Genomic DNA, 25,000 nt, shown 5'->3' on the forward strand with positions numbered 1-25,000 from the left:
ATACAAGACAATTTTATGTTGCTCCACTGATACTGCCATCTCCTCAGGAAGCGATTGACCAACACCCTTCCAGATAGCGCTATTTAGCGCTACAAACGAGACCAAAGCACCCCCAGCAATCACTATGCATAGAAATCCTACTGAGGTTTTTTTCGTATTAGTTGTCATAGAAGCAGCTCTATCATTTAAAATCGTCTATACATAGTGCGTGCCATCAAAAATAAAAATTCTTTTCTGAGATATTTTACCTATGCTAAATCATTCAACCCCGCAAAATCCTCAGCGTCGTCTCACTTTGAAATTTCTGGTGGGCTCGCCTGCAATGGTGTTAATGCCCTCATTTATGTTAATGAGCTGTGGTGGTGAATCAAGCAGCTCCAATACCCCCGGCTTTCAATATGTATCGAATGCGGAAGAGTCTGCAGCGATCGCACTTTCGATGGCAATGTTAGCCAACAGTGAAAAAACATATGGGGTTGGTGGTGTAATTATTGAAAACTCCACTGGAAAAGTGATTAAGGCAATGCCCAATAGAGTGGTTCAAACACTTGGAGCAAATATTGGGTGATGTCAAACCGATCCTACACCAATGACCCTACTGCGCACGGCGAAGTTCAATTGGTTACTTGGTACTATGCCAATGCGCAAGCATTAGGTCTACCCCAACCGAATCAATTAACGATCGTATCCTCATTGGATCCATGCGCCATGTGTGCGGGAACGTTGATTACTGCTGGATTTAATGTTGCTGTCGTTGCTTACGATACAGTAGCGGGCATTAACTGGAATACTGATTTTACTTTTCTGGGTCAACCTCCTGCGTTACGCTCCAAACTGCTCAATCAATTTGGCTATTATGGAGTCGCGAATAGTACGCCCCCTCGCTCCTATGTTGGGGCAGCCTTTCAGATTCTGTGGTGAGTGCCCCGACTGCCAATGGGTGCTTAACGACGTTTACCGACAGCAGCACTAGCGTTAGAGATTCAATCGCTGGCAATGGCTTGGATCCAACAAACCCTGACGGTCAATTGCCCATGAGCAATCCGTTGTTGAATGCGGAACTTAAAAGTGCCTACCAGTTGCTTTGGCCTGATGCATTCTCAGTCAGTCTGCCATACTATCGAGCACCAACGACAGAACTCAAGCAGTACCTTGAAAATCTGATCAGCCAATCGCCGGGCGCAAGAAATGCTGTTGCCTTTGTTGACTATTATGGAAATTTGCTGATGGCAAGTGCTGACCGGTTTGATATCAGCCCCATCCAAACGGCCATGATGACGGTCATACAAAATTATTCAAAACTACTTTTTAATCTTGTGAATAATCCGCTGGTAAGTTCTTCGGCCGTACAAGGTCTCACGAATCCAAAATTTGGAACATTTATCTACTTATTTGCTCCCGATGGCAATGACACCACTACGTTAAAAGATATGGGCGCCTTTGGATCAAGTTTGGCGGGAAGTATTCCTGTGCCTGAGCCAAGCAATCTACAGTATTACGATGATCCAAATAACAATATCATCGGCCTAAGAGATCTGATTGCTGGGATGCCTCCGATTTATAGACTCGGTTACACCATTAACCCCCAGCAAGTCTGGGAATTCTGGCCAGTTTAGTACCAAAGCTTTTTTGGTTTGTTATCTCATAATCTGAAAGGGGGTTGCCAATCTAAAGCCTGTATCATCATCGAAATAAAACGGTAACTCGGCCATTGGTCCGTAGTCTCTGCGGATTGTTTTACGAAGAGGCGTGATTCCAGGACCCCAAGACCCTCCGCGGACAATTCGATTTGGCCCGGTTAATGGATTGGGATATGAGGCTTCGGTCCATTCCCAAAGTAAGCCGCCTTGATCACAGGTGCCGTAATAGCTTGCTGAATTATAAGTTTGGTCAATTGAAGAACAGTAAGCCCCTACCGGAGTCAACACACCAGCCTCATTTCCTATATAGACATTTTGGAAATTAGCCGCTGGTGCGAGTGGATTGTTTGAAGCCAAGTCAATTCGGGGTGGTTTATCGCTTTTTGCCGGATAATTCCAGTAAAGATTAACACCGCCTTTTGAGGGATCGTAATAAGCAGCTTTGTACCACTCATCTTCCGATGGAATAAAAAATTGTGCATCTTGATTGCGAGCAACAGCCCCCTGCTCTTGATAATTCACTAAAGTATATGCACCAGTTTCAGTTGACGCTCCCCTCAATGCTCCGTTGTGCATCCAATTTGCAAAGCGGGCGGCATCAAACCAAGTCACCCATGGGATGGGCCGATCGCCACTGCGCTGGCCCCAGCCAGTAGAAGTATCAACCGTATATTGATAGGGGTCGCCATCCGTTCCTGCTCCAGTGCGTTGAATTAAGACGCCAGAATCCTCACCTATGTCACCCATTTCATCCTTATAGAGGCCTTTAATCACCGGATTAGGTGGCACAGTTGCAACTGCATTTAAAAAAGCAACATACTGAGTAATGGTCACCTTGTACTTACCCATATTAAATGCATTGTTAACGGCGCCATAGCCCGTTGCTGGATCCGCTGCATTTCCTGGGTGTTCGACAGGAATAGTTTCGATGGACACTAGAGGTGCGGCGGCGATCGCATGGGGGGCAACGAAACCAAGCGCGAATGCAAGTACGGTTGCAGCCAAACTAAGAAAAGCTATTTTTTTAAACATGATTGATCTTCACTTACTTGAAGTTGCTATACGAAAACCGGTATCGTCGTCGTCATAAATCGGCTCATAATCACGCGGACCAAATTTAGAGACGTTGATAATACCCAGGCTCCAAGAACCGCCGCGCATTCCACGCGTAATGGGATTGTCGTCATAGCCGGTATACACTGCATCATTCCATTCCCACATCAAGCCGGCTTGATCATAGGTGCCGTAATAGCTTGAGCTAGCTGTATACGCACCAACAGGCGTAATTCTATTTTTTTCCAAGGATAAAGGACTATTGTAATTGGCAGAATTAGCGCCACCGATGGGCGCTTCTGAGGTAGGCACTTCATCATATCTTGTTGGGTATTTCCAATATTTATTCATACCCGGTTTTGTTGGGTCGTAATACGCAGCTTTGTACCATTCATCTTCCGACGGAATCCACCAACGTGCACCAGCATTTTTGGTGAACACTCCACTCGTGGCGTAGTTCAACGTGTAAGCACCTGTTTCTGTGCTAGAGGAAGCGGTGGCCCCATTGTGAAGCCAGTTTGCAAAACGCGCCGCAGAAAACCATGAGATATTTAAGATGGCTCGCTTGCTGGAACTTGCTCCCAAAGAAGCATCTACCTTTTCGGTATAAACATATGGTTGTTCAGAAGTGCCTGATCCGGTTCGTGCAATGAGTCCGGTGGTCGAGACATAGGATTTCGTCTTCCCCATGTCACGATTCCATAAACTAATGATCGCCTCTTTGTCGGTGACTGCGGCGACGGCATTTAGGAAGGTAACGTATTGACTGACCGTAGACTCATACTTACCAATAGCATATTGATCGTTCACAGCGCCAAAGCCGGTATCGGTATCAGCAGGATTACCGGGATCCCCAACATTGACTGTTTCGATACAAATCAAACCAAAACACGTGTTAACGCTTTGGGCGGCCGTTCCGCTTCCGGAGGGACTAGAATCAGAGCAGCTTGCCAAAAAAGGAGCTACACAAACAATAAAGGCTAGACTCACTAGCCCCCTAAACCGGCGACTCAATTGCATAACAACTCCATTTCAAGCCAATCAATTAGCAGTCTACATATGCCTAAAAAAACTACTGTAACAGATTCAGAGACGCGTTAATTCTGACGAATACTTACATTTAATACTCAATCGTCCTAAGCGCAATATTCCAGTATAGGGTTGTCATAGAATAAAAAATCTATAATTGAAAGCTAAGAGCATATTTAATTCAAGCTTCATTATCATTTGATACTGTAGCGGATAAATCTTTTCTATTTTCCATATTCAATCACAGCCGACATGATTAATCCAGCACTTAAAAAAAATTATTTTTCTCGCATTGGATTTCTTGCGCTGGTGATCACCGTTCTATCAGCATGTTCAGATGGTGGCAGAGAACAGACAGGGACTGCATATGAACTCAATATCGCCCATGTCAACGACACACACTCCAATATTCGTTCGCCAGATACCCAAGAACTATTGATAGATGGTCAGAGGGTATATTCTCCATTAGGGGGATTTAGTCAGCTCATTACTCTGTTTAAATCATTAGAGGGAACCAATAATCTTCTAAAACTACATACGGGTGATGCAATTACGGGCACGTATTTCTATCAACTTTACTAAGGAAAGACAGATGCCATTGCAATGAACCATATTTGTTTTGATGCATTTGTTCCGGGCAACCATGAGTTTGATTTTGGCGACTCAGGGCTGAAAAAGTTTCTAGACTTTTTAGCGATCAACCCGTCTAAATGTAATACTCCCGTTCTCGCTGCAAATATTCAACCCGGAAACACTCCGCCTCCAGCTTCGCCCTTGATCAGCAGAACTGATGGATCACCCTACTTTCTTCCCTACATCATTAAGACCATTGGCGGAGTGAAGGTGGGTCTTTTTGGTATAGATGTGGTTGGTAAAACTAAAAATGCCTCAAAACCAAATGCCTCGACTGTGTTTGAAGATGAAGCCACGGCCGCACAAAGAACGATTGATCAATTAAAAGCTCAAGGTGTTAAGCACATTGTGATGATGTCCCATATTGGCTATGAAAATGATCTCATCATCGCAGCAAAACTCACTGACGTAGACGTCATTCTTGGCGGGGACTCACACACCTTTTTAGGTGAATACTCACCCGTTGTCAGAAAAACACCGTCCGGCAAATACCCTACCGTGGTCACTAATAAATCGGGTGAACCAGTATGTATTGGTCAAGCATGGGAGTACACCAAAGTATTTGCTCGAATGAATATTAAATTTAATGGTGACGGTTCCGTTCTATCGTGTAGTGGTACTGCGTCAGTCATTGTTGGAAACACTTTTTACGCTGACAGAGCATTAACAAAAAAATTATCAACTGATGCAAACACTGCTGTTATAGAAAGACTCAGGACTGTCGCGGAAGTTGCTATGGCCACTGAAGATATTGCCTTTGAAAGTGAAATACTGCCCTTTAATCAGCAATATGATCAAGATACCCTTGCTCCTATTGGTACCCTAAAAGGGAATCAATCGCTTTGCTTAATCCGCGTTCCCGGAACCTCTAACCGCGGGGGAGCAATATGTGATTCGGTGGTCAATAAGGCCAGCGGCAGTGATATTGCTCAAGTGGTGGCGGAGGGCTACCGCAAAGCTGCTGAGTCAGCCTCGGATCCTTTTGTGGCTGATTTTGCGCTGACGAATGCAGGTGGCGTCCGTAAACAACTTGAAACTGACGGAACAACAGATCGAACCATAAGGATGGAAGACGTATTTACCATTCAACCCTTTCCAAATGAGCTGATCGTGATCAATATTAGCGGTGCAGAAATGAAAATGGCTCTTGAACAAGGTGTACAAAATTGGAAAGACCAACAAAATTCGGATGGGTCACACCCGTATGCGAGTGGTATTAGATGGGATCTTGATTTAACCAAACCCTTTGGCAGTAGATTTTCTAATTTAATGGTAAAAAACCATTCGACAGAGATCTGGTCTCCTTTAGTGAGCGACACGACTTACAAACTGGTCACCACAGACTACCTAAGGGATGGCTCAGAAAACTTCACAGTATTTAAAGATCTTTGCCTTTCAGCAGGAAGCACAAAATGCCTGCCGCTTGGGGGTATTTACGCAGCAGATAGCTTGGCTCACTACATCAAATCAATCGCGCCGGCCACGTTAAGCCTTCCAGCGTGTGGAGACTACTCTCACCAATCCGTTATCAAAGCGGATAGCTCTGCATTAGCACTATGCCAGCAATGAAGTGTCAACAAAAACCTACCTTCACCCGCTTTAGCTCATCCCTAAAGGCCATCAACTGTGCATAAAAACACCACACCACATAAATTCCTTTCAGTGATTGCACTCGCCGTCATCCTCTCCGCATGCGGAGGCAGTGGAGATCGCACGGAGCCAAAAGCCACGCTCAATGGTGGACTAGATTGCTTTGCTACAGGAGCAACAGTGGCTAATACAACGGAGGGAAGCGGCATCGCCCTGTTCTTTAATTCTTTACTGTATCCAAGCAATACCAATACCAGCACCCCTTGGACTTTTTTACTGCCCGCAGCACTCAATTTCACCAGCACCCCTAGTTACAACTACACGACCTGTACAGATAAATACGCAACAATTGTTGATACTGTTGTGGAACAGGATCGCAACAAAAGTGGCACCTACAGCGATGGCAGCACATTCAGCTATACCGCACTCAGGACAGCGATTGCTTCAAGCACTGCAAATTTTGTCGGGTTAGATAATTTTTATTATGCAGCCAAAGATCTTGGCTTGCCCAATCCAACCGGACTGACTGCATCTGCTTTTAAAACTGCTTTAGAAAATAAATGTAATGGTACGGTCACTGGAAACAATATATTGACGACCGGCTTATGCCCTAACAGCACCTTCATGAATGACTTTTTATGGAGAGCAAATGGACTATTTACAAATAATGGAAGTGCCAGCTTTGTCGGCGTTGTGCCAACCAGAGCGAGAGATGCTACCAGCCCCAATTACGCAACAAATCCTGGCTTGACTTGGACACGCGGCTATCTTCTAAACAAATATTCAAACCAAGCTAACGGGACACCACTACATACCGCTATTTTTGATGCGGGCAGCAGTGGAACGCGGATCTCCTTTTACGAGGTCACCCCTGGCAGTAAAGCAAGTATTGTTCTAAAAGGTTCGGTTGACTATGATGACAGTGGTATTAATGACTTTATGAGCGACAAGGGCACTATTGACATATCTGACCCCGCCTTTGGCGGACAGTTGCCAAATGGCTGCACCGGAACATCAAACCTAGGTCAAGAACAAGTCGGCCCATGCGTACTTCAGCCTCTTCTAGATTACGTAACAACCCAATTAGAGGGCATAGATGCCAGCAGCGTAAAGATTGAACTCTTTGCAACAGCCGGTATGCGCACTGAAGAAATTAAAAATGGAGGGGCTTTTACTGCCGCTCAAATTACTAATTTTTATGACAACATTATGAAACCCTATGTCAGTAACACTCCGCTGAGTGGTGGGGTCATTTACAGCAATGTCGGCGATTTCAAGACCATCAATGGCAATAGCGAAGAAGGTGTTTGGTCGTGGATTAACTTAAATGATGTTTTTTACGACACATTTGAAACTCAAGGTCGTTGCGGCAATGCGCCTATCGGTAACTTTGAGGTAGGTGGTTCCTCAATGCAAGTCGCCTTTCCGGTTGCAGATAATTCTATTGTGAGTGACGCAGATAATATTTATCAGATCAATATCAATGGCTGTGCCATCAAGGTTTATAGCAAAACCTTCTTGGGACTTGGTGCGGATGATGCGAGAAAGTATATGCGGGCATACAACTACTAAATCTTAGTTTCTGAATGAAAATGATCCGATAAAACCAGACAGGTCAAATCCTTGAACTTGCCTGACCGATCATGACATCAGTCAATACAAATTTATATTCGCTTTTTAAGTGCTGAAGTAAGACGGTCCAGTCCAGGGCTGTACCCTCTTTGTGGTACACAAGCGCGAATGATAAATAATTCATCCGTTTGAGTTGCCCGGCTTAAAGCTGAATACAACTCATCTTCTGTATTGCATAACAAGCCAACACCGACCCCAAAAGCCCTAGGCAGCTCCTCTGATCGTAAGGACGGAATATTGTTGAAGGGGCCGTCCGCCATGGGTCTTTGTGTGCCATATCCCGCATTATCAACAACGATCACAATCGGCTTGACCCCGTGAAATGCTGCGCTCAGCACCTCCAAACCCGTCATTAAAAATGCACCGTCCCCAACAAGGACCAGGGGTCTACGCGTGGGATCTGCTTTTGCAGCGCCTAAGGCCGCAGGTACGGCATATCCCATGGTGGCATAGTAGGCACTTGCCAGCATCAATGATTGGGCCGGCAATTCAACCGAACCAAAGAGACAATCACCTGGATCAACGAGGAGACGAATTTTTTCATTTAGAAAAGAGGCGATGCACTCCATCAATCTTTCAACAGACAGTTCCTTACCCTGAACGACCGTATAAGAAAATTGTTTGGGTGCGACCTGTCCATACTCCCGATAACCCGCATCAGAAGCCGCCTTGATCAGAGCCGGCAAAAAGGCCCAAAGAGGCACATCCTGATATGTGTGAAAGCCAATGTTGACATGCGTATCGGTACACTCAATCACTTGCCCTCTATCCAGATGATCCGTAAATCCGCCCATGACTAAATCAGCATACAAAACACCAAATGAAATCAGTGGCTTGGCATTCTCGACCTTCTGAACAACCGTCTCTGCACTGACTGCACCCATATAGACACCCAAGGCTAGCGGATGCGTTTCAGGCATGACACCCTTAGATAAGGAGGTAGTGGCCATAGGGACTTCAAAATTTTCCGCAAATGCCACTAATTCCTTTTGAAGGCCCCTTCTTACGGCCATGACGCCAGCGATTGCAACCGCATCTCCGGCACCTACCAGTAGTTCAAGCGCTTCAGACACGGCAAGCTCAAGACGTTTTGGGTGTACTTTCGGCAACTCGATAAGTAAATCAGCATCTCTATCGAGAACAGGGACATCAACCATATCTCGAGGAATCTCAATATACCCAGGTCGTTGGGTCGCAATCATTTCGGCAAGAACCCGATCGATTTCTTGTGTAATGGTTAAAGGATTTGTCAAAACAGCTTGAGCAATCGTGACATCCTTAAATACCTCAAGCTGGGTATCGAAATTTTTAACCTTGTGGTGAATCAAAGGATCACCCTTTCTCTCAGCTAACCCAGGCGCTCCACTCACAATCAGAAGCGGGACGTTTTCAGCCCAAGCCCCTGCAGATGCATTCACGACTTTAAACCCCCCAACCGAATAGGTCACTGCACAGACACCGAAGCCACGCAGTCGCGCATATGCCTCTGCTGCAAATGCACCACCCTGCTCGTCGGCCGTTACCAAGATTGGAAACCCTTGATGCGAAAGACGATCAAATAGTTTTAAGGCAAAGTCTCCAACAATACCAAAGCCTTCGTCTACGCCGAGTTGTTTAAAACGGCGAATGAGAAACTCTGGAATCGTTGTCATGTTAGGTGAGTGCATAGATGATGAACCTTTTGTTGCAATCTAGCATCAACCTTATCTTGTTTCTAATCTCAGTAATTTACCACCAGCAACGACCTGCTTTGTTTGCACCAAGTCCAACTTCAGACCGTTGGATTCACCCTCTAACCAAAGGCCTAGATTATTATCATTCGGATTAACCCTGCACGGCACAGTTTCACATGAGAGGTAAGTCCAAAAATTAATGCTGCCACCATATTCCTCGGCCTTTATCTTTGCAACAAACCAACGTTTAGGGTCGGCAGAAGGTACTTGAACCCAAATAGTTTGAAACGTCGGGAGCTCGAAGTATCCATTTGGTAATTTTGAGAGTGGGGTTGGAGAAAGTACGCCTGAATTAGAAAAGCCCCTGCCGAAATGGCGGGCTCTTGGTGCATCAAGGTAAAGCTTCCCATCAAAATCTCTTAGGTAATCGATCGGTTCAGAGCTAATATTGGCTGGCTTGTTAGCAAGTGGCCTATCGTTTTCTAGATAAATCGCTGCGATCGGAACACCCAACACATTAACAACATTATTGGGTGTCGCACCTGCCCCTTGGTCATTATGGTAGTAACGGGCCTCGAGTCGCTCATTAAGTGTGGGCACTTTACAAAATGTCTCAATGTAGCTTCTAGCTCCATCCGATGAGCCTGGGGCATACCAACCAACAATCGCAGGAAAATCCCGGCGACCACGATCCTCGCTTTGCTTGCACTCACGCTTCTGTAAGTTACCCGTTAACGTGGTATCGAGCCCTGCAAATGCATCAAAGTAACCACCTCCCGCACCAGCCGTGCGTGTTGTAGTTTCGTACTTGGAAATCATATCGACTTGCTGAGCTGTAAATTTCTTTTTAGCATCACTGTACGCAGTTGCGAAAGAAGTAAAATCGCTAGGTAGAGCATAAGTATTTTGATGATCCGACTGATATTTACTTAAAATCGCATATCAGTAGTGTCCCAACGTTTGCACGCCAAGAGCTTGTAAGTTAATGATTTTATTGCCTAATTCGGTCATTTTGTCTGGTCTCGATTTCAACTTTGATTTCGAGCAGACTGAGGGTTGTTCGCGACTTCTCGCGGGGAACCCTCATGCACCAAGGCAAACTCGTTTTCTCGCAGATCATGATGCATCTGCCACTGACAACTTTTCGGCGTTGCGTCGCCGCGCATCGAGGCGATCACAAGGTCAAGGACTTTACCTGCTTGGATCAGTTTCTCGCGATGGCCTTTGCTCAATTGACATATCGGGAGTCGCTTCGCGACATCGAAGTCAATCTTCGCGCACAGGCCAAGCGTCTTTACCACATGGGATTTCGTTGTGCGACGCTGTCTCGCAATACGCTGGCCAATGCGAACGCGACGCGTCCTTGGCAGATCTATGCCGATTACGCTCAGCATCTGATTGGGATTGCGAGGCCGCTTTATATCGACGAGCCTCTCGGTATCGATTTGGACGCAACGGTTTATGCGTTCGATGCGACTACGATCGATCTGTGCCTGTCGATGTATCCGTGGGCACCGTTTCGTCGAGCCAAGGGCGCGATCAAACTCCACACGCTGCTCGACCTGCGGGGCGCAATCCCAAGCTTTATCAGCATTACGGACGGCAAGACGCACGAGGTCAACGTGCTGGACGATCTTATTATCGAGCCAGGGGCATTCTATTTGCTGGATCGCGGCTACCTCGACTACCAACGGCTTTATGCCATTCATCAATCGCAAGCGTTCTTTGTCACGCGAGCCAAGTCCAACACAAAGTTTCAGCGGCGATACTCCCAACCAGTCGATCGCGCGAACACACAAATCATATGCGATCAGACCGGCGTGCTCACCGTCTACTACACCGCCAAAGAGTATCCGCAAGTGATTCGTCGCGTTGTAGCCAAAGACGAGAATGGCAAACGCTTGACCTTTCTGACCAACAACTTTGCGCTCAGCCCCGAGATGATTGCCGCACTCTATCGACAGCGATGGCAGGTCGAGTTGTTCTTCAAATGGATCAAGCAACACCTTCGAATCAAGACCTTTCTGGGTACCAGCGAGAACGCAGTCAAGACGCAAATTTGGATCGCGGTCTGCACTTACGTGCTGATCGCGATACTCAAAAAACGTTTGAAACTGCCCAACAGTCTTCACGAAATTTTACAAATCCTGAGTTTGACTATGTTTGAAACAACACCAATAAATCAACTACTTAACCCGCCCCACGAAAATTCAAGTATCGATTTCGAGCAAAATCAGCTTGATCTCCTATGAGAAACGTTGGGACACTACTGATATTTTTTGTATGTCTTTTTTTGCATGTCTTTTGTTCGCCCTAAAGGTACAAAACGCTACAGCATCTAATACATGTTTGACATACCGCTCGTTTGACATACCGCTCTAAGATTAACGCATAGCGAGCTTCTTTTTCATTTAAGGAGTCTACGTATTGAAACTTCAGCAACTTGAGTACTGATGCTGCTTAAGCAGGAACTGGATATCCTTTTGTTGCAACGCACCAATAACAGAATTGAATATTTTTCTACAAGACACCAAAGTTCAGGAACCAAAAGTATGGCCTGACTGTCAGAGCCAGTGAAGATCAGCTGATCTGGTTTTTCATCCACCCCATTTGTTCTTAGGATCGAGAGGTTCAGCAATGCAAAAGATGCTCAAGCTTTCCGCCTTCGTGGCGATCGTTCTCACAAGCGGGTGTGTCGCGGTAGCCCCGGGTCAGCCCAGGTACACCACCTATGGGGGAGGTGGTTACTACGGTGGCGCGACCGTCTACACGCCACCGCCTGTGCGAGTCTATCGCCCCGTCTACTATTCTCCTCCTCCTACGAGAGTCGTCGTGGTGCGAGACCGGCCTTACCATTCCAAGCCGTACCACAGGCCGTATCACCGGCCATATGGTCACGGCAATAACTAAAGTTTTATATTTGCATCATTGATAACTTTTTGCCACCGTACAAATTCAGATTGAATGTAAGCACCAAATTCAGTGGGTGAGTCTCCAACTGGATTGACGCCCAGCGAGGCGAGTGTTTTTTTCACATCTGGATCTTGTAATGCTTTGACGACACTTTGATTCAGGCGCGCTATACGCTCTGAAGATGTTTTAGCTGGCACTGCCATACCGAACCAGTTTGTAACGTTAAAACCAGCAATCGTTTCAGCCACGGTCGGAACATCCGGTAAAACATCTAAGCGTTGAAGACCCGTTGTGGCGACAGCGCGTAATTTTCCTGATTTAACGTGTGGCAAACCAATCGCAACAGCTTCAAAGGTTAATTGCACCTGTCCCGCTATTAAATCATTGACGCTTGGCGCGCTTCCCTTGTAGGGAATATGGGTCATTTTGATACCCGCAGTCGAGGCGAACATTTCAGCTGCCATATGGGGAAGGCCACCATTACCGCTAGAAGAAAAGTTTGTTTTCCCAGGGTTAGCCTTTGCATAGGCGATCAACTCAGTAACAGTCTTGATAGGTAATGCGGCATTCACGTAAAGCATAAAACCAGACGATGCGACTTGTGTGACAGGAGCGAAGTCTTTAGCGACGTTGTAGGGTAAGTCTTTTACCAGTGCAGGGGTGATACTGAAATTACCCATCGTACCCATGAAGACGGTATGGCCATCAGGCTCAGCGCGTGCAACGGATTGCATGCCGATCACACCGCCTGCGCCAGCTTTGTTTTCAATGACGACAGGTTGACCAAGATCAGCGGACATCTTGGGCGCCATGACACGCGCAATGGTGTCGATTGCCCCTCCAGGAGGGAAGCCAATCACAATATTCACAGAACGGTTCGGATAGGTCTGCGCTGCCACGATTCCTGTCACGCAGAGGCTTCCCAAAGCACAGGCAAATGAAACGAGCTTTCGGCGGCTGATTGAAATTTTAAATAAATGAGTCATTGGTAGTCCTCTCTGTTGTCTTGGAGTGTTCTGTCGGCGGATCTTCGATCACTGCTCTTGGCGAGTAAAATCGCGACATTATTATTAGTATTTCTTGAATAGTAGTATATTTTGATTGGATGACAATAAATAATTATTTGGAGTGTGGCATGACGTCAAACGTTGAGGTCTACGCCGGAACGGCTGGTCATTCTGCTTGGTTTAGCAATGACCTGGGACAGACATGGATCCATCCCAACAGTCATTCGGGGATGTATTTGGAGGCGCGTGTTTGGAGCTTTAGTAGTCACCCGAGTAACCCCAATGTTCTGTATGCAGGAACCGATATGGGTTTATTTCGTTGGGATGAACGTACAACGCGCTGGACACATTTACCATCTCCGATGAGCGATATTTGGGCGCTCATTCAAGATCCTGAAGATGAAAATATTTTGTATGCAGGTACGCGTCCTGCAGGGTTTTATCGTTCAGCCAATGGTGGACAGACTTGGGAGCATTTATCATCGCCAGGTATTCAGACATTTTCTGAAATCAATATGGGACCCACTCGGGTCACTCAAATGCTGTTTGATCCGATTGATCGTGACACGCTATGGGCTGTGGTCGAGATCGGTGGCGTTTACCGTAGTCAAGATAGAGGAAACTCTTGGGAACTTAAGACCGAGGGACTTGTTTCCGCTGATATGCACGGTATTGCAATCGTTCATGACACAGTGGGAAATAAAATTTTATATGCCACTACAAACCGAGGATTACATCGAAGCACTAATAATGGAGAGAGTTGGCTTTTTATTGAATTGAATTCACCTTGGCAGTATGTACGCGGGATTGTTGTTCGTCCGGACTCTGACGCAGTCCTTTTCCTGACCAATGGAAATGGCCCTCCTGGTAATACTGGAACTTTATGGCGAAGTCAGGATTATGGTTTTACGTGGAATCGGGTCAATTTACCCGGCGTGCTGAATAGTACCCCTTGGTCTGTCGTGACGCATCCAGACAATCCGATGCTGCTCTTTACATATACTAATCTTGGTCAAGTTTTTCGTAGCAATGATGGTGGTGAGAATTGGGTTCGTTTGCCTCATGAGTTTGGAGAATTAAGAGCGATGCATTGGAGGCCAATTACTTATGGTACTGATAGGCCGGCGCACTCCATTACCGTAAGGCCCCCTGTCGTTGTGACTGCTTAGTACGCATTTAATAAAAATTTCAAATTGGAGATATTCTTGGATCAAAAATTACGCTTTCCTGTTTTGAGTTCAGAACAGATGACCGAGCGACAGAGAGAAGTGGCAGACGCAATTGCTGGAGGACCTCGAGGGGGTATTCGCGGTCCATTTTTAGCGTTGATCCATCATCCCGACTTGGCCAATTGTGTGCAGCAACTTGGTGAGCATTTGCGTTACGGTGCGAAGATCGCGCCTGCGCACATTGAGCTGATCGTTTTAACTGTGGCGCGATACTGGAGTAGTCAGTATGAATGGTTTGCGCACGAACGTATTGCCCGTAATACAACAGATCTTGAGGACAGTATTATTAAGGCGCTTGCATTAGGCGAAACACCGAAAGAGATGTCAGAAGAGCAAAGTGTGCTGCATGCGCTCGCACAGCAATGCTTGACGCAAGGCAGTCCCAGCGATGATATTTATGAGCGTGCGATTGAATTTTTTGGACGCCCTGGCGTTTTAGATGCTATTGCACTGACGGGTTACTACAGCATGATAGCGATGGTTTTAAATACCGCAAAAATTCCATTGCCGGATGGAACTCCAATACCTCTTAAACCTATCTCAAAGTGAAGGTAACATGACGATCTCACAATCTTCCTTAGCTCATCAACCGCAGTCCCTCAAAGGGCGCTCAATCCGAGTGGGTTTGATGGTTCCGATCAATAATACGACCATGGAAGGCGAGATGCTTGGTTGGTTGCCGGCGGGCTCAACGGTACGTACTCTGCGTATCCCCCGTGGTAAGGGGTTGTTGACCCAAGAAACCTTACCCGCCTATAAAGAGGCAGCGATTGAGTTGGCGAAACAGTTTAATGAAGAGCCTGTCGATGTGATAGCGTATGGTTGTACCGCAGCTGGTTTTATTTTAGGTCCCAAAGGAGATTCTGAAATTGCACAAAAGCTGTCGGAGACAACGGGCAAGCCCGTCGTGACAACTGCTAGATCAATGGTGCTTGCTTTGCAGGCGATTGGCGCACAAAAAATCTCATTGCTCACACCCTATCAAGATGATGTCAATGTTCGATTACGCGCGTTTTTAAAATCTGGTGATATCGCGGTTGAGAACTTTGATAGTTTTTATGCCGCAGATGTGGTGGCATTGGGTCAAATCACCGAGGCGCAAGTCGATCATCGCGCGCAGCCTTTGTGTCAGGGTAATGTGGATGCGATGTTTATTGCTTGCTCGCAACTACCAACGTTGAATGTCGTCGCGCCTTTGACCCATGCATGGGGAAAGCCGGTTCTTTCCTCTATCCAAGTCACTGCACAGTACGCACTCGACGCTGTGAACGCGAGTTCTGCAAGCTGACGATATCGGTTTGACTGCGACTCGGCTGCATACCTTAGCCGAGTGCTCTAGCAGGAAGTGCTACGACATGTTGACTGGCTGCAATTTTGGTGTTGATGGCTGATGCTGCATCAACGACTTGTGATGCGTGTTCTTGAAAAGACGAGAGCTGAATCACAGTGTCTGAAGCTGTCAACGCTAGGCTTCCGAGAACTTCACCCTCGCGGTTAAAAAGCGGGGCGGCAATAGATATGATTCCGGGGTTATAGTCCCCTAGACTCGTTGAGTAGCCGCTTTGTCGGATTTTTTTGAGCATAATTTTAAACGTGTCCCAATCATTCCCGAGTCCAACGGCACCGATGGGCTCTGAATGGCGTGCATAAAGAATACGTAACTGATGCATCGGTAAGTGCGCCAAGATGCATTTGGCTGAAGCACCCGCCACAAGAGGGCGACGCTGTCCTCTATTAAATAAACCTGCTGGTGCATCCCTGCCACGTGCTTGTTGGACGCACATGATTGAGTCACTGAACAGAATGCAGAGAAGTGAGCTGTGTCCAGTGTCATGGGTCAGTCGTTGTGCGATCGGCGAACCTGCAAGATAGACGGGATCACTTTCCCGAGAGACTCGGTCGAGTTCCATGATGCGCGGGCCAAGGACGTATGAACCATTGGCCACGCGGGCGAGATAACCCGCGGTGTGTAAAACCTTTAGATAGCGATAGCAGGTTGAGGCAGGCGCACCGATATGATGCATGAGGTCTTCGGACGACCATACTGGACGATCGGTCGTAAAGACTTCAAGTAAGCCCAACATTTTTTCCAAACTACTCATAAGTCAATATCCAATCAATTGGCGAATCATAGTCTGTAAGTTTATAAATATTTCTCGTATTTATAGACAAATTGATGTTTAGAATACAGAATGTCATATGAAAATACAAAAAGGCGATGCAAGCAGATGTCGCTGAACTCATCCAACCAATGATCGGAGATAAGAGCATGAACAACAAGACAACATTCAACCTTTCAATCAAGACCTGTGTCATGGCGATCGGTGCCATCTCGGTGATGCTGTCCGGTGCGTTTAGTGCTTCTCATGCACAAGCGACATGGCCCACTAAGTCAATTCGTGTTGTTGTTCCTTTTGCGCCAGGATCATTCACGGATACTGCAGCCAGAACAGTGGGGGCCGAGTTGTCCAAGCAGCTTGGTCAGACTATTATTGTTGAAAACAAAGGTGGGGCAGGAAGTACTTTAGGGACTGACATCGTCGCCAAGTCAGCGCCAGATGGATATACCTTTTTAGTCACGGATAATTCTTTTGCTGTCTCCGCGGCACTTTATTCAAAACTGCCCTACCAACCTAAAGAGATCGCGCAAGTATCTCTAATCGCAGAAGGACCTGCCGTATTGGTCGGACGTCCGACACTCCCAACTAAAACACTGAAAGAAACAATGGCTTTCGCGCAAGCCAATCCAGGAAAGCTGACTTTTGGTTCTGGCGGTCAAGGTTCCTCTGCGCATCTGGCGATGGAAGCTTTTCTCATGCAAAACAATGCTCAACTCGTGCATGTTCCCTTTAAAGGCATTGCTGCAGCAATGGTAGATGTGGCAGCTGGGCGTCTTGATATCGCAATCGGAAGTGCTGGATCCACCTCTGCTTACATTAAAGACAACAGATTATTAGGGCTTGCTGTCAGCGGCGATAAGCGTCATCCTAATATGCCTGATGTGCCGACCTTTGCAGAAGCTGGGTTTCCTGGCTACAAGATGATGTATTGGTTTGGCATGATGGCGCCAGCAGGAACGCCGGCAGCTGTGATGGCACGCATGCAAAAAGAAATTGCCATCGCCGTGGCCTCACCAAAAGTCCAATCGGTTTTTAATTCTGCGGGTGTGATGCCTGTTTCGACGACTTCTGCCGTGTTTACTGAACTCGTCCAAAGTGAAATTAAGTTGTGGAAAGACGTCATCGTGCGCGCAAAAATCACAGTCGAATAATTTCAATACGGAAAATTAAAATGGAAAATAATTTAAAGCGTCGACTTGCTGCTGGGGAGGTTTCTCTCTGTATGGGCCTGAGACAGGCTCGGACAGTTGATATCGGGCCTCTAGTGGGAGCAGCGGGTTTTGACTGTCTGTATGTTGACATGGAACACAGTCCGATCGGTTTTGAAGCGACTTCCGCTATTTGCATTACTGCTATGACTTACGGGGTGACGCCGCTCGTGCGCGTGCCAGGTCATTTAGGGCAAGATATTTCTCGCGCCTTGGATGGCGGCGCACAAGGGGTGATTCTTCCTCACGTTAATACGGCTGCTCAGGCTGCTGAAATCGTTTCCTATGCAAAGTATCCGCCTCTGGGGCATCGTTCTGTGATGGGTGCCGGTCCGGCTACAGCGTATCGGTCGATGCCTTTAGCGAAAGTGAACGAATCAGGTAATGCCGATAATCTTGTGGTGATTATGCTTGAAACACCTGAGGGCATCGCGAATGCCGAGGCGATTGCCTCAGTGCCGGGTGTGGATATGTTGTTGATCGGTTCGAATGATCTGTGCACTGAAATGGGCATTCCCGGTCAGTTAAGGCATCCACAATTATTGGCTGCGTATCAGACCGTTGCACAGGCCTGTAAAAAACATGGGATTGCAATGGGAATCGGCGGTATCAGAGGTGATGCAGAGTTGCAGACTCAGCTGATCGAGCTTGGTGCCAAATTTCTAATTGCAGGCAGCGACACCACATATCTCGCTGCTGCCGCGAGCAAGGATGCCGCATCCTTGAGAGAGCTGATTGCTGGGTTGAAAAAGTAGTACTGTTTTCTAATTGGAGATTTAGACGTGTCTTTTGATTTAAACGAAAAAGTAGCATTTACCGCGCCTGCGAATGCCTGTGATTCACATTTTCATGTATTTGGACCAGCAGAAAAATATCCCTATGGATCGGATCAATTGCGCTATGCACCACCCCATGCGCCCTTGTCCGAATATCTCAAACTGGCAAAGCATCTCGGCTTAACGCGCTATGTGTTTGTTCAGCCGAGTGCTTACGGGCGTGATAACAGTTGCATGTTGGATGCAATGAAAGAAGTGGGGTTGCAGGCTTGTCGAGGCATTGTTGATATTGATGAAGATGCTCCCGACTCAATGTTGGCCGAAATGGACAAACTAGGTGTGCGTGGTGTGCGCATCAATTACAGTCCCATCCACCCATTTGAGCCCGGTTTATCTAAAAAAATGCAGCCGCGAATTGAAAAGATTGCAGCACGTTGCAAAGAACTCGGTTGGCATCTCGATTTTCTCTTGCCGGGTTGGTTGACGACGGAGATGATCCCTTTTATGAAAACGCTGACGATCCCGTTTTCGATGGCGCACATGGGCATGAACTTAGCCAAAGACGGGCTAGAGACCGATGGTTTCAAAGCGCTACTGGATCTGGTCAATCACGGCGATCGTTTGGCCTACGTTAAATTTACAGGTACGTATCGCATGTCAAAAGTGCCTCATTTCACTGATGCGGATCCGATGGCGACAGCATTAATCCAGGCAGCGCCTGATCGTTTAATCTGGGGAAGTGATTATCCCCACCTGTCCTTCGATGAGCACAGTTCAGTTGAGCTGTTTAATTTGTTGGCACGTTGGACGGACGATGCGAACGTTCGCAAGCTGATTCTGTCTGATAATCCAGCGCGATTGTTCGGCTTTTAATTGCCCCCAGTCGGTTGTGCCGCCCCGTGTTGTGGTGGTACGTGAGCGTCTTCGCGGGTCGTAACCAGATCGACGTAGACCCGATCATGGTCGCCATTAGCGTTGATGCACTGCAGCAAACTGCCTGAGCGCACTGAATATGGGTTCAGGCAACTCAAACCCCTGAAAGATTTGAAATTATCCGGGTTCGAAACTCTCACAATCCGGACAGAACTATTGGGTTTTTCAAGATAAAACCATTTCACAAGAGGTATCCTTGAACTAATTTCTAAAATATTGGAGATGGTATTCAATGAATTTCACATTTAATCCCGCAGAGGAACAGTTGCGCACCGAAGTGCGTGCGTTTCTAGTTGAGCATTTCACGGATCACGTGCGGGCTGAAAATGCTGCCGGTAAGCGAGGGGAGGGTTGGGGCGAAGCCATCCGCGACTTCTTTGAAAAGGTCAATCAAAAGCGCTGGTTTGCCTGGAGTTGGCCGACCGAGTTTGGTGGCGGTGGGGGCGACAGAACAGCCCAGTTTGTCATCGAAGAAGAGTTTTATCGCTACACCGGTATTACGCTTGGGGGTGGAACGGGCGCGCCCTCTATCTTGATGTTTGGTACTGCCGCTCAGAAAGAAGAGTTTGTACCGCGCTCGATTAAGCGTGAAATTATTTTTTGCCAAGGTTATAGCGAACCGGGCTGTGGCACAGACCTCGCAGGTATCCGTTGTCGTGCCAAGCGTGTCGGCGACAAGTACATCATTACAGGTCAAAAAATCTATACGACGAACGCGCAGAATGCGACGCATATCTATTTGATGGTGCGCACGGATCCGGAGTCCGTGCGTCATCGCGGCTTATCGATTTTGCTTGTTCCCATGGGGATGCCCGGCATGACGGTGCGTCCGCTTTGGACAGTGCAAAACGATCCGCCTGCGCCTTTTGGTACAACCTATGGAGAAGAGCGTACCAACGAGGTGTTCTTTGATGATGTTGAGGTCCCTGTTACGTGTCTGCTAGGCGATGAGGGCGGAGGCTGGGAGGTCGCTAGGCGCGGCTTGAATCTGGATCGCGTCGGTGCTTGGCGTTACTTGATTTCGGTCATGCGTGACGAAGATATCGTCAATTGGTTGCACACTGAGGGAGAGCTTCAGGATACCTTGCGTGATGACCCACAGGTGCGCGACAAGATCGCTGAAATGTGGACCGAGGCCGAGGTGTGTCGTTTGATGACAATGCGCAGCATCAGTATCGAGCAGCATGGCGGAAAATTTACGTATGAGGGCTCCGCTGAAAAAGTATTCGCACCTGAGCATAGTGTGCGCGCGACTGAAGCCTATAGTCAGATCTTGGGACCGTTTGCACAGCTGATGCAAGGCTCTCCGGACGCGATCGAAAAAGGTATTTTTGCCCACAATATTCTTGGTGCGTATCAGTCGACCATCAATCACGGGAGTGTGCAGGTGATGCGCGATCAGGTCGCCCGCATCGGTCTTGGTTTGCCGCGTGCCGCAAAATAATAAAGAGACAGGTGATTAAAAAATGGATATTTTGCTTGATGATCAAGAAGTACAGATCCGGGATGCTGCTGCTGAATTCTTAGCGGGCGAGTGCACGCCTGCGCTCGTACGTCAGGTTGAAACTGGCGCAGTGCAATACTCTCCAGAGTTGTGGTCAAAATTTGCAGAGAATGGCTGGTTACAGTTGTGCCTGTCGCATCAAGCGGGTGGCGAGGCGCTTGCTTTGCCTTACCTTGGTTTGCTGTTTGAGGTGGCTGGTTATCATATCGCTCCGATTCCGCTGCATGCAACGATGGTGCCTGCGATGATCATTGATCGCTATGGCCGCCCTGAACAGGTGGCGATGTTGCAAGCTGTGATTGCAGGTGAGTTGATCTTGAGTCATGCGGTCGCCGAGCAGACAGGACGCTGGTCAATCGATGAGATCGCGCTGCAGGGTCGTATCGAAGGTCATGAACTGGTGTTGAACGGATATAAAAATTTTGTTGGTAGTTATCGGGCGTCTCAGCAATGCATGGTGATTTATCGCGATGCGAGTGCGCCTCATCAACTCGGTGTGGTGCTGGTTCCTACGGAGACTAAGGGTCTGAGTAGTGAAGCTTTGATATCGATGGCTAAGGACGGCGAGTCAAAAGTTCAGTTTAATGCTGTGCGAGTACCTCTTGCCGCGCGCATCGGCAATGCTGATTCAGGCAATCTCATCGCAAGAGAATTGATGGACCTGTCCTCTGTTCTGTATGCTTCAATGATTGCAGGTGCTGCCCGTCGAACACTCGATATGGCGGTTGCGCATGCCAAGCAACGAGAAGCTTTTGGTCAGCCGATTGGAGCATTTCAGGCGATTCAACATTTGTGCGCAAATATGATGAATGCCATCGATGGCACTACCATGCTCTCTCGCGAAGCACTGTGGCGCATGCAAGAAAACCTCCCCTATCAGGTCAATGTCGCGCAGGCGAAATCTTTTGGCAATGAACAGTGCATGATGGTGGTACGTTCTGCTCAGCAGATTCACGGTGGTATGGGCTTTATCCGTGATTTTGATCTCAATCTTTGGTATCGACGCGTTGGTTCCTGGAGCCTGCGCGGAGGCACGTCTGCGGAGCATCGTAAAACGATTGCGGCTGCGTTGATTGATCAGCCTCAAAAAGTCCGAATCGGCGTCATTCCAACAACCTAAGAGCCTCCATTTGATAGAAATCCGCAATCTTGAAACCTTTGTTTGGGTAGCAACACTGCGGAGTTTTCGTGCAGCGGCGCAAAAACTCAATACGACACAACCTGCAATTTCTCAGCGCATCGCTTCACTAGAGACGACGCTCGGAGTCAAACTGTTAGAGCGCAATACTCGAGGCGTAGCGTTGACAGCCAAGGGTGGCGAGTTACTTGCACATGCTCAGGGCATGTTGAACTTAAAGCAGGAAATGTTGGATGCTGCGCACAGCAGCAAGAGCATTGCGGGTCAGGTTCGAATAGGCGTGTCGGAGACGATCGTACAAACTTGGCTACCTCGTTATCTTGAGGAAGTTCACGCTCGTTATCCTGATCTGAGCGTGGAACTCGAGGTCGATACATCTCCGGTGTTGCGCGAGCAAGTGATCTCTCATCATTTGAATGTGGCCTTTTTAATGGGGCCCGTGTTGGCTCCGAGTGTCAAGAATATCTCTCTTTGTCAATATCCATTGGCTTGGCTGGCCAGTCCTAAGTTGGGATTACACCATGCGCCAGTCACGCTTATCCAGATTGGCGCACGTCCCGTCATTACCTATCCTGCAACAAGTCAGCCGCATCATTTCGTCAGAGATTTATTGACTGACTCAGGTATTCATTCGCCGCGTATGTACGGCAGTGCTTCGCTTTCTGTTGTTGTACGGATGACCTTAGATGCGATCGGCGTTGCAGTCATCACCCCTGTATTTTTGCAGGAAGAAATTCGCACAGGAAGCTTGTGTCTTTTGGATGTCTCAGGCGTTGTGTTGCCAGATCTGACGTTTACCGCATCGTGGTGTCGTGGTCCCGATGAGCATATCGCAGCTATTCTTGCCAAGCTTGCTCAGCAGGTCGCTGGAGATCATTCAGGAGGTTGATGACTTCGGCGGTTTGGTGATAAATTTATTTTATCAGTCCTGATTGGAAAGCACGATTGGACAGGCGGTGATGACTAACGTCGAATAGAAGCTCCCGATTTTGCTTCTAGAGGCTTGTATGCTGCCGTCGCAACAGATTCGTCAACACATCCGCCAGGGCATCTTTACTCAGCCAACTGCAGGCGCTGCGCCTGGTTTTGTTCAAGCCAATCTGGTTGTCTTGCCCAAATCCTTAGCTGCCGATTTTCTGCTGTTTTGTCAACGTAATCCTAAACCCTGCCCACTACTATCGGTCTCTGATCCGGGTTGTACATTTTTCCCGGGCTATGGGGAAGATCTCGATATACGCACAGATGTCCCACGCTATAGAGTATGGCGTAATGGGGAGTTGCACGATGAGGTCACGAACGTGTCGTCATACTGGCGTGAAGATTTAGTGAGTTTTGCGATTGGATGCTCTTTCTCATTTGAAGAGGCACTAGTCGCTGAAGGTCTGGACGTGCGCCATATCTCCTGTGCTTCCAATGTTCCTATGTACCGGACCAATATTGCCACGCAATCCGCTGGGCCCTTTCACGGTCCTTTGGTCGTTTCAATGCGGCCATTTAAACCCGCTGATGCTATTCGTGCGATTCAGTTGACTTCAAAATTTCCTTCAGTGCATGGGGCGCCTGTCCATTTGGGTGATGCTTCACTGATTGGAATCGATGATTTAAATAAACCTGATTATGGCGACCCGGTTGAAGTGCGTGGTGGAGAGATACCGGTTTTTTGGGCTTGCGGCGTGACGCCACAGGCTGTATTAATGGCATCAAAACCTGAATTCTGCATTACGCATTCACCCGGGTACATGTTAGTGACAGACAAGTTTAATACTCAATTAGCCATCATTTAAAAATTTAAGGCAGTTGAAAACTGTGTCGATTGCATGCGGGAGATCGACACAGGCTCTACACCCCGTTATCTAGGAGACTCACTTATGAAGAAGATAATGCTTGCAGCGCTGAGCGCTGCTGTATTGATGACGACTAACGCAGTTGCGCAAGAGCTTCCACGCACCCAGCTAAAAATTGTCGGTGGTTTAAGCAATCTCACAGCATATAAAGATTTTGAACAGCCCTTTTGGACTAAGACGATTCCTGAATTATCTAAAGGACGTGTGACAGCTGAAATTCAGGGTTTTAACCAAATGGGTTTAAAAGGCCCAGAGTTGATGCGTCTGATTGGTCAAGGTGTGATTGAGTTTGGCACAGCGACTTTGTCTTATTTTGCCAGTGATAATCCAATTAACGAAGCGATCGATCTGCCAGGTTTAGCCCCAGATGTGAAGACCGCGCGTGAAATCACAAATCTATTCGAGCCTGTTTATGCCAAACTTTATGGTGGCAATAGCAACGTTAAGATTCTTGGCCTGTCTCCATATCCTGCTCAAGTCATTTTTTGTAATGCACCGATCAAAGACCTCGGCGACTTAAAGGGATTGAAAGTTCGCACAAGCAGTCGAACACAGGCCGAGTTTGTGCAAGCGCTGGGCGGTACAAGCGTCACGATTGCTTTTGGTGAAGTCGTGCCAGCATTGCAAAACAAAGTTGTGAACTGTGCGATTACGGGTTCACTTTCAGGTTACTCGGCCAAATGGTACGAAGTCTCAACACATTTGCTCGCGTTGCCAATTAACTGGAATCAGCAAATCCATGCAGTGAATCAAAAGGCGTGGGACAAGATTGATCCAAAGGTTCAGGCATTCTTGCAAACAAACATCAATAGTTTGATGAATACGATGTGGAGTGCTGCCAATGAGCAGACTGAGCAGGGTTACGCTTGTAATACAGGCAAAGCAAGCTGCCCATTTGAAGTAAAGGGCAAGATGACTCTGGTCACGCCTTCTGCTGCGGATAAAGCGATGCTTGATAAGCTACTCGTGGATGTGATTTTGCCGAAATGGGCGGCACGTTGTTCCGCTCAGTGCGTAGCTGATTTCAATGCGACCATTGGTAAAAAGTTGAATGTCGTAGCAAAGAAATAAGAGACTC

At 47.4% G+C, this 25,000-nt stretch carries 24 protein-coding genes; 18 read left to right on the forward strand and 6 right to left on the reverse strand.

The window, feature by feature from the left end; all coding sequences use genetic code 11:
* The first annotated feature begins 250 nt into the window (after positions 1–250).
* The 3 genes from AC8GE9_RS06715 to AC8GE9_RS06725 are packed head-to-tail and all read left to right on the forward strand — an operon-like array spanning position 251 to position 1,616.
* A complete protein-coding gene (locus AC8GE9_RS06715; protein ID WP_506676390.1) occupies positions 251–568 on the forward strand; it encodes a hypothetical protein in 318 nt (105 codons plus the stop codon).
* On the forward strand, positions 568–921 hold the full coding sequence (locus AC8GE9_RS06720; RefSeq protein WP_506676391.1) for a cytidine/deoxycytidylate deaminase family protein: 354 nt from the start codon (positions 568–570) through the stop codon (positions 919–921). Before AC8GE9_RS06715 ends, AC8GE9_RS06720 begins: the two co-directional genes overlap by 1 nt.
* Positions 918–1,616: a hypothetical protein gene (locus AC8GE9_RS06725; protein ID WP_506676392.1), complete on the forward strand. Its 699-nt coding sequence runs from the start codon at positions 918–920 to the stop codon at positions 1,614–1,616. Before AC8GE9_RS06720 ends, AC8GE9_RS06725 begins: the two co-directional genes overlap by 4 nt.
* Before the next feature lie 21 nt (positions 1,617–1,637).
* Here AC8GE9_RS06725 and AC8GE9_RS06730 read toward each other — a convergent pair whose 3' ends face one another.
* The gene (locus AC8GE9_RS06730; protein ID WP_506676393.1) at positions 1,638–2,672 is read right to left on the reverse strand and encodes a formylglycine-generating enzyme family protein; all 1,035 of its coding nucleotides are present in this window, start codon (positions 2,670–2,672) and stop codon (positions 1,638–1,640) included.
* A gap of 9 nt (positions 2,673–2,681) precedes the next feature.
* Complete coding sequence (locus tag AC8GE9_RS06735; RefSeq protein ID WP_506676394.1) at positions 2,682–3,713, reverse strand: formylglycine-generating enzyme family protein; 1,032 nt, start codon at positions 3,711–3,713, stop codon at positions 2,682–2,684.
* 261 nt (positions 3,714–3,974) lie between these two features.
* Between AC8GE9_RS06735 and AC8GE9_RS06740 the strand changes: the two genes are divergently transcribed.
* From AC8GE9_RS06740 to AC8GE9_RS06750, 3 genes are read left to right on the forward strand one after another with little or no spacing between them, the layout of a single operon-like run.
* Positions 3,975–4,304, forward strand: a complete 330-nt coding sequence (locus tag AC8GE9_RS06740) for a hypothetical protein (protein WP_506676395.1) — start codon at positions 3,975–3,977, stop codon at positions 4,302–4,304.
* A gap of 21 nt (positions 4,305–4,325) precedes the next feature.
* On the forward strand, positions 4,326–5,924 hold the full coding sequence (locus AC8GE9_RS06745) for a bifunctional metallophosphatase/5'-nucleotidase (protein ID WP_506676396.1): 1,599 nt from the start codon (positions 4,326–4,328) through the stop codon (positions 5,922–5,924).
* Between the two features lie 57 nt (positions 5,925–5,981).
* A complete protein-coding gene (locus AC8GE9_RS06750) occupies positions 5,982–7,517 on the forward strand; it encodes a hypothetical protein (RefSeq protein WP_506676397.1) in 1,536 nt (511 codons plus the stop codon).
* 92 nt (positions 7,518–7,609) lie between these two features.
* Here AC8GE9_RS06750 and AC8GE9_RS06755 read toward each other — a convergent pair whose 3' ends face one another.
* Together AC8GE9_RS06755 and AC8GE9_RS06760 are read right to left on the reverse strand one after the other, a co-directional pair.
* Positions 7,610–9,244 (reverse strand): alpha-keto acid decarboxylase family protein, encoded by a 1,635-nt coding sequence (locus AC8GE9_RS06755; RefSeq protein WP_506676398.1) that lies wholly within the window; start codon positions 9,242–9,244, stop codon positions 7,610–7,612.
* Between the two features lie 36 nt (positions 9,245–9,280).
* The gene (locus AC8GE9_RS06760) at positions 9,281–10,069 is read right to left on the reverse strand and encodes a hypothetical protein (protein WP_506676399.1); all 789 of its coding nucleotides are present in this window, start codon (positions 10,067–10,069) and stop codon (positions 9,281–9,283) included.
* A 266-nt stretch (positions 10,070–10,335) separates the two neighbouring features.
* Here AC8GE9_RS06760 and AC8GE9_RS06765 point away from each other — a divergent pair, with 266 nt between their 5' ends.
* A complete protein-coding gene (locus tag AC8GE9_RS06765) occupies positions 10,336–11,502 on the forward strand; it encodes an IS4 family transposase (protein ID WP_506676400.1) in 1,167 nt (388 codons plus the stop codon).
* A 654-nt stretch (positions 11,503–12,156) separates the two neighbouring features.
* Here AC8GE9_RS06765 and AC8GE9_RS06770 read toward each other — a convergent pair.
* Positions 12,157–13,149: a Bug family tripartite tricarboxylate transporter substrate binding protein gene (locus tag AC8GE9_RS06770; RefSeq protein WP_506676401.1), complete on the reverse strand. Its 993-nt coding sequence runs from the start codon at positions 13,147–13,149 to the stop codon at positions 12,157–12,159.
* 149 nt (positions 13,150–13,298) lie between these two features.
* On the opposite strand from AC8GE9_RS06770, the gene AC8GE9_RS06775 reads away from it, so the two are divergent.
* From AC8GE9_RS06775 to AC8GE9_RS06785, 3 genes are read left to right on the forward strand one after another with little or no spacing between them, the layout of a single operon-like run.
* Complete coding sequence (locus AC8GE9_RS06775) at positions 13,299–14,339, forward strand: WD40/YVTN/BNR-like repeat-containing protein (RefSeq protein ID WP_506676402.1); 1,041 nt, start codon at positions 13,299–13,301, stop codon at positions 14,337–14,339.
* 36 nt (positions 14,340–14,375) lie between these two features.
* Entirely contained in the window at positions 14,376–14,948 is a 573-nt protein-coding gene (locus tag AC8GE9_RS06780; RefSeq protein WP_506676403.1) for a carboxymuconolactone decarboxylase family protein, read from the forward strand.
* Between the two features lie 7 nt (positions 14,949–14,955).
* The gene (locus tag AC8GE9_RS06785) at positions 14,956–15,687 is read left to right on the forward strand and encodes a maleate cis-trans isomerase family protein (RefSeq protein WP_506676404.1); all 732 of its coding nucleotides are present in this window, start codon (positions 14,956–14,958) and stop codon (positions 15,685–15,687) included.
* 34 nt (positions 15,688–15,721) lie between these two features.
* Here the strand turns inward: AC8GE9_RS06785 and AC8GE9_RS06790 are convergent, their stop codons facing one another.
* Entirely contained in the window at positions 15,722–16,501 is a 780-nt protein-coding gene (locus tag AC8GE9_RS06790) for an IclR family transcriptional regulator (protein ID WP_506676405.1), read from the reverse strand.
* 167 nt (positions 16,502–16,668) lie between these two features.
* Between AC8GE9_RS06790 and AC8GE9_RS06795 the strand changes: the two genes are divergently transcribed.
* From AC8GE9_RS06795 to AC8GE9_RS06830, 8 genes are all read left to right on the forward strand, one after another.
* Positions 16,669–17,670, forward strand: a complete 1,002-nt coding sequence (locus AC8GE9_RS06795; RefSeq protein ID WP_506676406.1) for a tripartite tricarboxylate transporter substrate binding protein — start codon at positions 16,669–16,671, stop codon at positions 17,668–17,670.
* A gap of 20 nt (positions 17,671–17,690) precedes the next feature.
* A complete protein-coding gene (locus tag AC8GE9_RS06800; protein ID WP_506676407.1) occupies positions 17,691–18,482 on the forward strand; it encodes an HpcH/HpaI aldolase family protein in 792 nt (263 codons plus the stop codon).
* A 27-nt stretch (positions 18,483–18,509) separates the two neighbouring features.
* Positions 18,510–19,376, forward strand: coding sequence for an amidohydrolase family protein (locus AC8GE9_RS06805; protein ID WP_506676408.1), 867 nt, complete (start codon positions 18,510–18,512; stop codon positions 19,374–19,376).
* 292 nt (positions 19,377–19,668) lie between these two features.
* Complete coding sequence (locus AC8GE9_RS06810) at positions 19,669–20,880, forward strand: acyl-CoA dehydrogenase family protein (RefSeq protein WP_506676409.1); 1,212 nt, start codon at positions 19,669–19,671, stop codon at positions 20,878–20,880.
* A gap of 22 nt (positions 20,881–20,902) precedes the next feature.
* Entirely contained in the window at positions 20,903–22,060 is a 1,158-nt protein-coding gene (locus AC8GE9_RS06815; RefSeq protein ID WP_506676410.1) for an acyl-CoA dehydrogenase family protein, read from the forward strand.
* 10 nt (positions 22,061–22,070) lie between these two features.
* A complete protein-coding gene (locus AC8GE9_RS06820) occupies positions 22,071–22,967 on the forward strand; it encodes a LysR family transcriptional regulator (RefSeq protein ID WP_506676411.1) in 897 nt (298 codons plus the stop codon).
* A gap of 118 nt (positions 22,968–23,085) precedes the next feature.
* A complete protein-coding gene (locus tag AC8GE9_RS06825) occupies positions 23,086–23,862 on the forward strand; it encodes a putative hydro-lyase (protein WP_506676412.1) in 777 nt (258 codons plus the stop codon).
* A gap of 84 nt (positions 23,863–23,946) precedes the next feature.
* Positions 23,947–24,993, forward strand: coding sequence for a TRAP transporter substrate-binding protein (locus AC8GE9_RS06830; RefSeq protein WP_506676413.1), 1,047 nt, complete (start codon positions 23,947–23,949; stop codon positions 24,991–24,993).
* Positions 24,994–25,000: the final 7 nt, after the last annotated feature.

Origin of the sequence: Zwartia lucis, from assembly GCF_965234455.1 — a bacterium.
Taxonomy (GTDB): Bacteria; Pseudomonadota; Gammaproteobacteria; order Burkholderiales; family Burkholderiaceae_B; genus Zwartia; species Zwartia lucis.